At 58.4% G+C, this 12332-nt stretch carries 7 protein-coding genes and 1 pseudogene; 3 read left to right on the top strand and 5 right to left on the bottom strand.

What is annotated here, in order from left to right:
* Positions 1 to 64 precede the first annotated feature (64 nt).
* Both ACYZTS_RS02045 and ACYZTS_RS02040 read right to left on the bottom strand, forming a co-directional pair.
* The gene (locus ACYZTS_RS02045) at positions 65 to 3193 is read right to left on the bottom strand and encodes a transglycosylase domain-containing protein (RefSeq protein ID WP_461993658.1); all 3129 of its coding nucleotides are present in this window, start codon (positions 3191 to 3193) and stop codon (positions 65 to 67) included.
* Between the two features lie 457 nt (positions 3194 to 3650).
* Complete coding sequence (locus ACYZTS_RS02040; protein WP_461993656.1) at positions 3651 to 4109, bottom strand: REP-associated tyrosine transposase; 459 nt, start codon at positions 4107 to 4109, stop codon at positions 3651 to 3653.
* Between the two features lie 686 nt (positions 4110 to 4795).
* On the opposite strand from ACYZTS_RS02040, the gene ACYZTS_RS02035 reads away from it, so the two are divergent.
* Complete coding sequence (locus ACYZTS_RS02035) at positions 4796 to 6217, top strand: amino acid permease (protein ID WP_461993654.1); 1422 nt, start codon at positions 4796 to 4798, stop codon at positions 6215 to 6217.
* A 99-nt stretch (positions 6218 to 6316) separates the two neighbouring features.
* Here the strand turns inward: ACYZTS_RS02035 and ACYZTS_RS02030 are convergent, their stop codons facing one another.
* Entirely contained in the window at positions 6317 to 7942 is a 1626-nt protein-coding gene (locus ACYZTS_RS02030; protein WP_461993652.1) for a glucan biosynthesis protein D, read from the bottom strand.
* A 414-nt stretch (positions 7943 to 8356) separates the two neighbouring features.
* Here ACYZTS_RS02030 and ACYZTS_RS02025 point away from each other — a divergent pair, with 414 nt between their 5' ends.
* The gene (locus ACYZTS_RS02025; protein WP_461993650.1) at positions 8357 to 8542 is read left to right on the top strand and encodes a hypothetical protein; all 186 of its coding nucleotides are present in this window, start codon (positions 8357 to 8359) and stop codon (positions 8540 to 8542) included.
* A gap of 62 nt (positions 8543 to 8604) precedes the next feature.
* On the opposite strand, the gene ACYZTS_RS02020 is transcribed toward ACYZTS_RS02025, so the two are convergent.
* Positions 8605 to 10467: an NAD(P)/FAD-dependent oxidoreductase gene (locus tag ACYZTS_RS02020; protein WP_461993648.1), complete on the bottom strand. Its 1863-nt coding sequence runs from the start codon at positions 10465 to 10467 to the stop codon at positions 8605 to 8607.
* Positions 10468 to 10682: 215 nt separating this feature from the next.
* Positions 10683 to 11297: pseudogene (locus tag ACYZTS_RS02015) on the bottom strand (aldehyde dehydrogenase family protein); the annotation flags it as partial.
* A 199-nt stretch (positions 11298 to 11496) separates the two neighbouring features.
* Here ACYZTS_RS02015 and ACYZTS_RS02010 point away from each other — a divergent pair.
* Positions 11497 to 12219, top strand: a complete 723-nt coding sequence (locus tag ACYZTS_RS02010) for a tellurite resistance TerB family protein (protein ID WP_028622603.1) — start codon at positions 11497 to 11499, stop codon at positions 12217 to 12219.
* The last annotated feature ends 113 nt before the right edge of the window (positions 12220 to 12332 follow it).

The following is a 12332-nucleotide window of genomic DNA, read 5'->3' as shown; positions in this document are numbered from 1 at the left end:
ACCTTTGGATATTCGAATCGGAAAAATAACTAAATACCACCTGCTGCAGGAAACTTCTGCAGCGCTATATGGATTTGGCTGTTGCCAGCGATGTACGTTCTACCGGGTGGCATTGTGTGGTGCTGCCCGGTTGCAGATATGGGGTCAGAATCGGCGCCATGCCCTTGAGTACCTGTACCGGCAATGCCGAGGTAAATTTGAAGGTTTCTGCGGAGCGACCGGGCACGAACGCGGTCATGGTGCCGAAGTGGGTATCGCCAATGAAGAACACGAACGTTGCCGTGCGGTTGATCGATTTCGAACTGAGGATCCGGCCACCCGAGCCCACGGCTTCGATACGGTTGTCGCCGGTACCGGTCTTGCCACCCATGGCCAAAGGGTGGCCATCGGGGGTGATGAAACTGCCCGACACGCGCTTCGCAGTGCCGGCATCAACCACCTGCGACAGAGCTTCGCGCATGGCCGTGGCGACTTCGGATGGCATCACCCGTTTGCCGACATCCGGGTCGTTCACAAGGCGGGTTTCATAGGGGGTATTTGCCGCGAAGTGCAGGGTGTCGATGCGCAAGGTCGGCATGCGCACGCCGTCATTCAGAATGGTGCCGATCAGTTCCGCGAGGGCTGCCGGGCGATCACCCGAACTGCCAATGGCGGTGGCCAATGACGGGACCAGGTGATCGAACGGGTAGCCGACTTTCTGCCAGCGTTGATGGATGTCGAGGAATGCTTCGATCTCGAGCATGGTGCGGATGCGGCTGTCGCGAGCGCCTTTGTGCCGGCTTTTGAACAGCCAGCTGTAGACTTCCTGACGTTCGAAACGGCTGGCTTTGACCACCTGGCTGAACTTGGCGTCGGGGTTGTTCAGCAGGTAGCCGATCAGCCACAGGTCCAGCGGGTGAACCTTGGCGATGAAGCCTTGATCGGGCAGGTCGTAGGCGCCTGGACGGTAATTTTCATAGAGCCGTTCGAGGCGTTCATCCGTGAGTTTTTCGCTGAGCTTGGCGCCCTTGAGGTGCGAGCGCACGAAGGTATTGAAGCTTTCCTGGCTGGCCTGAGGCAGTAAATAGCGATGCACTGCAGCGAGGCGAATCGGTGTCGGCCGCATGCCGTCGAGGAAGGTTTCGAGCCGCGCCTGGGTGTCCTTGGTTTTGTACTTTTTCCAGAATTTGAGCAGGAACGAGGTGCCTTCGCGGTCGGCGAACGAAGCGAGGTATTCCTGGCGTCGCGGGTCGCGATCATCCTTGAGCAGCTCGGCACTGTTGCTGGGCCCGGAGTAGGTGGTGTAGCGAACAATGTCGCGCATCAGCCGAATGAACGGCAGGTTGATCGACTCGCGCAGGGAATCGCGCAGGGTCGGCAAGCGACCGTTGTCTTCCTTGCGAAAGTTGACGAAGGTGTGCAGCCCGCCGCCGGTGAAAAAGGCTTCACCGGGGCTCGCCGAGTATTTGCGATCGAGTGCGGCACCGAGCATGGGTTGCAGATTGCGATCCTTGTTCTGAATCAGGTAATCCACGGCCCAGCGGCTGAGGCGGTCCTGATCCGGGACGTCGACTTTTTTCAATTCGGGGACGGTCATCCCGGCGTACTTTTCATGCAGCTCGGCGATGATTTGCAGGTAGGTGGTCATCACGCGCATTTTCGCGGTAGAGCCCAGTTCCAGTTTGCTGCCTTCGTTTATGTCGAACGGCTGATCGGTGCTGTCGGTTTGCACCCGCACGCGCGCGCCGTCCGGGGTGCGCTCGAACAGCGTGAAGCTGTAACGCACCTGAGCCGTGCTGGTTGGGGTCAGCAAGCGTTCGCCCATCAGACCGATCTGCGTCGCGAACGCCGGGTCGGCCAGTTGCTTGAGGTAATCGGTGGCCTGGGTTTGCAGTTCGCCTTGCAAGGTACTGGTGGCCGAGAGGTCGAGACGGTCGAGGTCGTACAGCGGGCGATTGAGCAATCCGGCCAGACGACTGCGCGCGACGCTGATGCCCTTGTTGGTTTCGATCGGCTGGATGGTCGGCTGAGTCGCCCAGTCGCGATAGGTCACTTTGCTGGCCAATGACGCGGCGGCGAGAGGCGCGTCGATGATACCGTTTTGCGCGAGCAGGCGAATGTGGCTGTCGGTCAGGCTGGCCAGTTCATCTCGGCCTTTGGTCAGGTAGTGGGAAGGGCGGCGCTGGGCGATCATCAGCGAGAGCATTTCTCGCAGGGCCAGACCTTTGTCTGCCATGGTTTTCGCATCTGTCTGCGGGCTGGCCAGACGTTCATTGGCCTTGTTGAAATCGGCGCCGTACCAGACGCGTAAACCTTCGGCCATGCCATGCACTTCACCGTGGCCGGGCACGGCGGACAACGGCACGCTGTTGAGGTAATCGCGCACGACATTCTGCCGCGCCACAAGCGTGTCCGGCCCGGCCTGATAAGCGCGGACGGTGGCGGAGAACATCTGCCGCAGTTTCTCTGCGCCTGACACGGTGAGGCCGTCCGGGGAGTGCCGATATTTTTCCAGTTGCGTCGCCAGGGTGCTGCCACCGGCGGACTGGCCGGGCAAATGCAGCAGCTTGGCCACTTGCGACCACGCCGCCATGCCGAATCGCGGCCAGTCTACTGCAGGGTTGGCCTGGGGTTGCCTGGGGTCGAGCAGGAAACGGTTCTCGATGAACAACAGGCTTTTTACAACGACTGGCGGGATCGAATTGAAGTCTGAATAAAGCTGCTGCGGGTAGTGAAACTGATACAGCGGCGCCGCTCGGCAATCGGTGATTGACAGGCCGGCCTGGATCTTCTCGGCGTAGGGCACGAAAAAACCGTTGTCGTTGTAGTCCATCAGGCCTTTCGAGAAGCGTGTCTGTGCCGCAATCACGTAGTCGCGCTTGAGCAGGCGCGGCAGGAATTCGTCCATCGAGCTGTAACCCAGACGCAAATCGAAAGGCCCGGCGCCGGGGTATCGAATGGCGTCGCTGGGGCCGGGTTGCATGTCGTAGGTCAGGGTGGCGGCGAACTTGCTGATTTCCCGGGATTGAAACTGCGCGGTACGCATTTCCTTGGCAGCCGCCAGCCCCACGACAATCGCGATAATCACCAGCAACAACCAGAACGCGCCCCAGCCGTGCCGGGAACGACCAGGTTTTTCAGGTAAAGGCGCTTCATCCACTCGTTCAGTCGGAACCACAATTTTACTCGAATCGGTTTGCCACAAAGCGCCCATAGTCGATTGATCCATTCACGCAGATTGATCGGACTTGTTTGAAGCTTAGCCGGTGGTTGGGTTTGGTGAAAAAATTGTGAAGAGGGAATTGCCTCTTTTCTTGTGCGGCGAAACTTTTACTGTGGTGAGAGGATTCATCTGTGGTGAGGAGGTTTATCTGTGGTGAGGAGGTTTATCTGTGGTGAGGAGGTTTATCTGTGGTGAGGGGATTTATCCCCGTTCGGCTGCGCAGCAGCCGTAATACCTGCGCACGCGGTGCAGCAGAAAGAACGCGGTCACTAAATCAGGGCGGCTGCGCCCCCCAACGGGGATAAATCCCCTCACCACAATCAGAGTCAGGCGCTACATCCAGCAGGTATCCAACGGGGATAAATCCCCTCACCACAATCAGAGTCAGGCGCTACATCCAGCAGGTATCCAAAGGGGATAAATCTCCTAACACAATCGGTGTTTGGCACTACAGCCAGCAGGCATCCCACAATGGGTAATCGCCGATTTTTTCCACCAATCCTGCGCGCAGAGGGTTGGCAACAATGTACCGCGCGAACGGCAGAAGGTCTTCGCCATCACGTATTGCCCGATCGTGGAACCCCGTTTGCCACAATGGGCCGTGCCGACCGGTGAGTTTGTTAATAGCGTGGCTGCAGCGTGCCTTGGTGGCGCCGATGACCCTGCCAAGGTTGCTGCCCTGAAGTTGCATCAACCAATGAAAGTGGTCAGGCATCACCACCCAGGCGATTGAGTCCACAGATCCCTCTTCCTGAGCGCGCCGAAATTCTGAAACCAGCAGACGTCCCATTCGCCAGTCGGAAAATATGGGCTGGCGGTTGTGAACGACAGCGGTGACGAGATAAGCGCGACCGGGCTCGGAATGTCGGCCAAAGCGCAGACGGTGGGAGTTAGGTTGAGTTGGCAATCCATTGCTTCCTTGCAAGGGGTTAATTGATGCTTTCAGGCTAGTAGGCAGTGACCTTCAAGGATGCTAAGACTGTTGAGTGAAATGTCTGATTCCTGTGCAAGATCCAGCGAAGTGACCAGCAGAGGCGTTTCCGCGAAGGCATGCCAGTGGCGAGGGGACCTTTGTGCCAAGCGGGCTTGATGTGGCGAGGGGGCTTGCCCCCGTTGGATTGCGCAGCAGTCCCCCCTCAAAACTGCGACGTTGAGCAAGACGTCTGCTGCGCAGCCGTACGGGGGCAAGCCCCCTCGCCACAGAAAGCCCAGTCACCACATGAAGCCCTCTCCCCACAAAACTCCAACCGCGTGCTACCAGCCATTACCAATCCCTCCACACACCCATGACGATGCACCAATGCTGTGCAATAATCCGCGCCGTTTCAACTGCGAAAAATCCTACGCGTCACAGGTAATGCCCCTCCGCAAACCGCTGTTTCCCCGAGACTTCTCGCTGAATGTTGTGGTTTATAGAGTGAAAAACCCTGTGCGAAGCTTTTTATACTGCTCGCCCCGCTGATCTTGCAGGCTTTGTCCTACAAGACGGTGCTGCCCACGAAGCAGCACCGGTTTCACACAGGCACATGGCTTACCGGCCTGCACCTGGACACTCGGTGGTCATATCCAATAACAAGACGAGGTTGTACCCCTATGCCAGTCGGCAATCATCTGCCCCAAGGCGAGACCGCTCAGGGCGGCCCGCTTAAACGCGAACTCGGCGAACGGCATATACGCTTGATGGCGCTTGGTGCCTGTATCGGTGTCGGTCTGTTTCTGGGTTCGGCCAAAGCCATCGAAATGGCCGGCCCGGCCATCATGCTGTCCTACATCATCGGCGGTCTGGCGATCCTGGTGATCATGCGCGCCCTCGGCGAAATGGCCGTGCACAATCCGGTCGCCGGCTCGTTCAGCCGTTACGCTCAAGACTACCTCGGCCCTTTGGCCGGTTTCCTCACCGGCTGGAATTACTGGTTCCTGTGGCTGGTGACATGTGTCGCCGAGATCACGGCAGTCGCGGTGTACATGGGCGTGTGGTTCCCCGATGTGCCGCGCTGGATCTGGGCACTCGCCGCCTTGATCAGCATGGGCTCGATCAACCTGATCGCGGTAAAGGCCTTCGGTGAGTTCGAATTCTGGTTCGCCCTGATCAAAATCGTCACTATCATTGCGATGGTCATCGGTGGTATCGGCGTGATCGCATTCGGCTTCGGCAACGACGGTGTTGCCTTGGGGATTTCCAACCTCTGGGCCCACGGCGGCTTCATGCCCAACGGCGTGCAAGGCATATTGATGTCCCTGCAAATGGTTATGTTCGCCTACCTCGGCGTCGAAATGATCGGCCTGACCGCCGGTGAAGCAAAGAATCCGCAGAAAACCATCCCGAACGCTATCGGCTCGGTGTTCTGGCGGATTCTGTTGTTCTATGTCGGCGCGCTGTTTGTCATTCTTTCGATCTATCCGTGGAACGAGATCGGCACCTCCGGCAGTCCGTTCGTGATGACCTTCGAACGTCTGGGCATCAAGACCGCGGCCGGCATCATCAACTTCGTGGTGATCACGGCTGCACTGTCTTCCTGCAACGGCGGCATTTTCAGCACCGGGCGCATGCTTTACAGCCTGGCGCAAAACGGCCAGGCCCCAGCCGGTTTTGCCACGACTTCCAGCAATGGCGTACCACGTCGCGCACTCCTGCTGTCGATTGGCGCCCTGCTGCTGGGCGTGCTGCTCAACTATCTGGTCCCGGAAAAAGTCTTCGTCTGGGTGACTGCAATCGCCACCTTCGGCGCGATCTGGACCTGGGTGATGATCCTGCTCGCCCAGCTCAAATTCCGCAAAGGCCTTAGCGCCAGTGAACGTGCCGGCCTCACCTATAAGATGTGGCTCTACCCGGTCAGCTCGTATCTGGCGCTGGCGTTCCTGGTGGTAGTGGTTGGCCTGATGGCGTACTTCCCGGACACCCGTGTGGCGCTGTATGTCGGCCCCGGTTTCCTGGTGCTGCTGACAGTGTTGTTTTACGTGTTCAAGTTGCAGCCGACCAATGTTGCGCAAGGTGCGGTGCGTTCGGCTTCGTAAATTGAAGTGTTGAAATGCAAAAAGCCCCGGTCGTCGTGACCGGGGCTTTTGTGTTTCTAGCGGGGGGAGGTGTGGTGTGACGAAGGGTTCAACCCGTTCTTATGGGTACTTACGCTTGTCCGGCGCCGGCGGGAAATACTGATACAACCAGGTTTCGCTCAGCGTCCGGTCATTGGTGCGGATGAACAGGCGCATTTCCACCGGCTCGACGCTGTCGCTGGTCGGGTACCAGTCGAACAGAATCCGGTAGCCCTTGATGTCATCGAGCACCAGTACGCTGAAATCCTTGACCTCGCCGTGGGAGCAGGTCACCACCGGTTCAATGCCCGTACCCTCCGGCAGGCGGTCCAGACCACCGCCATTGAAATCGACGGCAAAGCGGCGCGCCCAGACCGGCGGATAATGCTCGCCCGGGGCCCAACCTTCGATAAAGCCGCCCATCCCGGAACGGGTAGCGTTGACTCGGGCCAGCGGTGTACTGACCGGCGGCAACGCGCTCCAGTAAAGCTTGTAACCGTAGTTCAGGGAATCGCCTGCGGCGACCGGTTTCTTCGGCGTCCAGAACGCGACAATGTTATCCATCGTCTCGCCGGTTGTAGGAATTTCCAGCAAATCGATAGAGCCTTCGCCCCACGCGGTTGTAGGTTCTACCCACAGGCTCGGACGTTTGCTGTACCAGTCGACCGTGTCCTGATAACTGGCGAATTCGTGATCGGTCTGCACCAGACCGAAACCTTTAGGGTCGGTGTCGGCGAAGGCGTTGAATTGCAGGGTGGCCGGGTTGTTCAGCGGGCGGCAGATCCACTCACCGTTGCCGCGCCACATCGCCAGACGATCCGAGTCGTGGATCTGCGGGTGAATCGTGTCGCACATGCGCCGTTCGTGCGTGCCGCAACTGAACATACTGGTCATCGGCGCAATGCCCAATTGATCGATCGCGGTACGCGCATTGATGTGGGCGTCGATGGCCATGACCACCTGGCTGGCCTGGCAATCGATATCGAAACGGTAAGCGCCGGTCGCGCTCGGTGAGTCGAGCAAGGCATATACGACAAAACGGGTGCTGTCCTTGTCCGGGGTCTCGAACCAGAACTTGGTGAAGTCGGGGAATTCCTCACGCTTTTTGGCGTACGTGTCGATCGCCAGACCACGGGCCGACAGGCCATATTGGCCAGTGGCATCGACTGCCCGGAAATAACTCGCGCCGAGGAAGGACAGCACATCATGCCGGTCCAGCTCCGGGGCCTTGAACAGCTTGAACCCGGCAAAACCCAGGTCACCCTTGAGCTGTTTGGTGTCGACTGTGGTTTTTTCATAATTGAACAGGGAAGGGCGAAAGTGCACTTCGCGAGACTGACGCGTCTTCGGATCGACGCTGTACATGCGCACCGGCTGCTTGAAGCCCATGCCGACGTGGAAAAACTGCACATCCAGCTGACCTTTCAAATCCTTCCACAGGGAGTGATTGCCGTCGTAGCGAATCGCGTTGAAGTTCTGCGGCGTCATGGTTGCCAGCGTCGGCGGCAACACCTGCTTGGTGTCCAGATAACCCTTGCCGGCAAGCTCCTTGGCCTGGGACTTGAGCGTTTCGAAGTCAAACAAATGCGCCTCGCCATCGGCGGTTTTATCACCGGCCCAAGCGCGTGCTGCAAGCAGGCCGGAGGCCGACAAACCGGTGTAGGCAGCGATGGCCATGGAAGCTTTGAGCAAATTCCTGCGGTGCATAAGTACAACCTGTCGTGAACAATCCCGCGCCGTTCCTGGCACGTGCTGGATCAGAAATGGAGGTTCGGACATGCCTTCGGCCAAACGCAACGGACTTTAAACAGATGCCAAATAGCTTAAACGGTTCGCTTGGGGAGAAAAATTGGTTGATGGCTGGATGATAGCGTAGCAATGAAACAAGACATTTCCGGGTAACGTTTCTGACAGCCTCTTCTGATTTTGAGGGCATTTCTGCTTTTTTTGACTAATTACTCTAAAAACTCCTTTTCAGCGCTGGGATAGTTCCTATTCTATGGGCATGACCGGTTTCTGCCCTCAGACCGGTGGGGTTCAGTTGGCACGAGGTCGCTGCTGAAAAATGGAAGGGCGATGCGGTATTGGAAGTCATCTTTAACGGATAGAAGGACATCGTCCATGTCAAAAGTACAAGGCTTCACCCAGATGTTAGGAATTTTGCCCTGCCTGGCGACCGCTCGGCGAAGGCGCAGTTTGAATTCAGAGGAAGCGAAGCTGCTTGAGCGCTATCGCGAGTTATCGGAGAGCGACCAGATAGCGATGCGCTATCTGGTCGACGCAATGCGCAGTGTTTCGCGCTTCTGAGGCGTAAAGGGCACTGGCCGCGACGAGCGTCGCGGCCAACACTTGAAATGGCGCTTGCTGCGTCAGCCGATCTCTCCGACCGCGCGATACGCTTCATCGATTGCTGCATGCGCATACGCGCTCCACGCGGCATCCGAGTTGGCAATGCTCACGCGCCCAACCGGCTTACGCGCCAGGTTCATCAATCTTTCGCTTTCATCGGAGTCGTCGTACAGGCTGTTGGAAAAGTACGCATAGCCGTGCGACCAGCGGTTGACCGTAATAGCCAGAATGTCGGTTTCGTGTTTGAAGCCGCCAGGGCCGAGCATCCGTTGCAACTGGTCGCGCAGTTGCGCTTCCAGCTGTTCAAAGGACTGACCGTAAAGGCGACCACGTCCGGCACGGGCCTGATCGCGGGCGTTCATGCCGCTGTTAGGGCTGGTCGGCACGTAAACCATGTGCAAGCCGATTGGCTGTTTCGGATCACGCGGGTGATCGTAACCGCCCATGCTCACCGGATAGTCGAGCTTGATGCGGCTGTACGGCTGGGTCGCCGCGTAGATCTCGTGAACGCCCAGTTTCTGGAACGACTCCCAGTTACGGATCACCACTTTGGTGTACACCAGCGGGAATTTCACGTTCTGGCTCAGAGCATGGGACTGCTCGGCGGACAGGTCGCGCAGCAGGTACGGGATGATCATGTTGTAGCAAGCCATGATGCAGTGTTTGCCGCGCACTTGGCTGAGCTGGCCGCCACGGCTGTAGCCGACGTTTACGCCGCTGCCGACGTTGCGCACGCTGACCGCGGTGCTGTTAAGGCGGATGCGCACGGGCGCATTCGGCTGATCCAGCCTGGCGTAATCGAATGCAGCGAGCACGACATCGTCCATCGTGTGCCCCGGTGCCACCGACGGGATCAGGCTGCGCACCAACAGGCGAGCGAGCGAGGCATTGCCGTCGGGGAAGTGGTAGATGTAGGGCTCTTCCATTTCTGCCCGGGCTTCTTCACTGATCGGCTCCAGATTCATCGCACTGAAGCCTGGGAAACCGAACGAATAAGCGTCGGCCGCGGCGACGGCATCAATGCTCAGCGCCATGAAGTCATTGGTACGGCTTTGAAAATACTTCACGGCCTGAGCCGAAAGTCCTACGTCCTTGAGCAGGAAGTCCTGGTAACTGGTGGACTCCAGGTGAGTGTTTTTTTCCTCGATGGTTTTGCCGGCGAGGTAATCCTTGGGCGCGGTGTGCAATGCGATCAGGGCAGCGCGATCGCTTTGCGGCAACGGGAAATCGTTGATGAAATCGGTGATCGAGCGAGCGTGCAGTTGATCGGGTGCGATGTCGTCAGCCACCATCAGCGTGGGGTCGCCGCTGACGAGTTTGTCTTCGCCGAAGTTTTCTTTGTCGAAGAATACTGCGCGCGACAGGCCCAGGTCGGGGTAGAACTGGCGGTCGAAGGCCGTCTCGAAGCGGTTGATGTTGACGCCGAGATTTTTCAGCAGGCCGTTCACTTCTTTGCTGAAAAGATGAGTCGGTGACTGAAAGGCTTCACTGCCGCCGTAGCCGATGATCGTGCGGCCGCCGGCAGAGAATTCGTTGCGCTTGGCATGACCGCCGAAATCGTCATGGTTTTCCAGAATCAGAATGCGCGCTTTCGGGTGTTTCTCACGGTAAAACCAGGCGGCTGACAAACCGCTGAGACCGCCGCCGACCACCACCAGGTCATATTCATCACTGATTGGCAGCTTGTCGGTATCAAAGACCTTCTTTTCCCAGCCGAGCTGGTGAGAGATTTCGAACGAGCCGACGTGGCTGCCACGCAAGCCGGTGAGCGCGGGTGGGTAATAACGCCCATCGGGCGCGGCCTGAAGAATCTGCAGCGGGGTCATGCCCGCAGCGATGGTGACTGCAACGCCGTTGAGGAAGTCGCGGCGGGTGATATCCATGTTCAATCCTTGTGGGTGTCTTGGGTCGCTTTGGTGCCGGAGGGACGCCATCGCCGGCAAGCCGGCTCCTACAGGTGCGGAGTCGAATAGCAATCATCTGAACGACACCAACCCTGTGGGAGCGAGCTTGCTGTGGGAGCTGAGCTTGCTCCGGGCGGCGTTCCGACGATGCTGTTGCTTTCTTGCAGCTCAACACTTGCCGCTTGCAGCTTTCTTCAATGCTTGAACATCACATGCCGAACCACGGTGTAATCCTCCAGCCCATACATCGACATGTCCTTCCCGTACCCGGAAGATTTCTGACCGCCGTGGGGCATTTCGCTGACCAGCATGAAATGCGTATTCACCCACGTGCAACCATACTGCAGCCGCGCCGACAGGCGATGCGCGCGACCGACATCGGCGGTCCACACCGACGACGCCAGGCCGTAATCGGAATCGTTGGCCCAGCCCAGCACCTGCGCTTCATCGTTGAACCTGGTCACCGACACCACCGGCCCGAACACTTCGCGGCGAACGATTTCGTCGTCCTGCTGCGCATCCGCCAGCACGGTTGGTTCGAAGAAAAACCCGTTGCCTTCGACCGCTTTGCCGCCAGTTACCAGACGGATGTGAGACTGCGCCACGGCGCGTTCGACAAACCCGGCCACACGGTCGCGGTGTTGCGCGGTGATCAACGGACCAAGCTCGGTGGTCGGGTCGTCCTGCAAACCGTATTTGATGCTGCTGACCGCTTCACCCAGTTTCTCGACGAATTTCTCGTAGATACCAGCCTGCGCGTAGATGCGGCATGCGGCGGTGCAATCCTGCCCGGCGTTGTAGAAACCAAAGACGCAGGGCGGTCAGCGGGGTTTGTTCCGACGATAGATTCGCTCAAGTGTATATCTTTTTATTCGAACGACTGGCCCCCACCTTTATTAGCTATCAAGGAACGAGCAACATCTGGAAGCACACTCGACGGCAGCGTCAGGGCACTTCGCACTAGGCTGATGGCCTGATGATCCAGTTACCTTTCGTGGAGACAGCAAAATGAATACGCGTGGCTTGCTTGATCAACTGCTTAAATCCGGCCAGGACCTGTTGCAGAACAAGGCCGGCGGCTCACAGAACAAATCCTCCAGCAGCGGCCTCGGCGGGTTGCTCGGCGGCGTCGGCAAATCCGGTGGCTTGGGCGGACTGCTTTCCGGCGCGGGTGGGGGTGCGCTGTCGGCCGGTGCTATCGGTCTGCTACTGGGCAACAAAAAGGCGCGCAAGATGGGCGGCAAGGTCGCCATCTACGGCGGCCTCGCGGCGCTGGGCGTGATTGCCTACAAGGCGTACGGCAACTGGCAGGCTCAGCAAGGCAACGTCTCGAACATCGAACCTCAAACTGTCGACCGTCTGCCACCGGCCCAGGTTGAAGAGCACAGTCAGGCGATTCTCAAGGCGCTGGTCGCAGCGGCCAAGGCTGATGGCCACGTCGATGAGCGCGAGCGCGAATTGATCGAAGGCGAGTTCACCAAACTCGACAACGATCAGGAATTGAAGCAATGGCTGCACGCTGAACTCAACAAGCCGCTCGACCCTGCCGATGTCGCGCGCGCCGCCAGCACCCCGGAAATGGCTGCCGAAATGTACATCGCCAGCGTGATGCTGGTGGACGAAGAGAACTTCATGGAAAAGTCCTATCTGGATGAGCTGGCGCGCCAGTTGAAGCTCGAGCCAGGGTTGAAGGCCGAGCTGGAGAAGCAGGTTCGTCAGGCCTCCGTTTAAGGCAGGAAATCGCTATCGCGAGCAAGCTTGCTCCTACGATTTTGGGTCGATCACACATTTCGTGATCCACTCCTGTAGGCGCCGAGCTTGCTTGCGATGGCACCATCCCTCAC

The sequence above is a fragment of the Pseudomonas sp. TMB3-21 genome (genome assembly GCF_054898145.1).
The sequence above is the reverse complement of the archived record's forward strand: the minus strand, read 5'-3'. Positions and strand labels throughout refer to the sequence as shown.

Excerpts from the sequence above, each read along its gene's own strand:
- ACYZTS_RS02045 (WP_461993658.1), bottom strand. The coding sequence starts at position 3,193 with ATGGGCGCTTTGTGGCAAACCGATTCGAGTAAAATTGTGGTTCCGACT.
- ACYZTS_RS02035 (WP_461993654.1), top strand. The coding sequence starts at position 4,796 with ATGCCAGTCGGCAATCATCTGCCCCAAGGCGAGACCGCTCAGGGCGGC.
- ACYZTS_RS02030 (WP_461993652.1), bottom strand. The coding sequence starts at position 7,942 with ATGCACCGCAGGAATTTGCTCAAAGCTTCCATGGCCATCGCTGCCTAC.
- ACYZTS_RS02025 (WP_461993650.1), top strand. The coding sequence starts at position 8,357 with ATGTCAAAAGTACAAGGCTTCACCCAGATGTTAGGAATTTTGCCCTGC.
- ACYZTS_RS02020 (WP_461993648.1), bottom strand. The coding sequence starts at position 10,467 with ATGGATATCACCCGCCGCGACTTCCTCAACGGCGTTGCAGTCACCATC.
- ACYZTS_RS02010 (WP_028622603.1), top strand. The coding sequence starts at position 11,497 with ATGAATACGCGTGGCTTGCTTGATCAACTGCTTAAATCCGGCCAGGAC.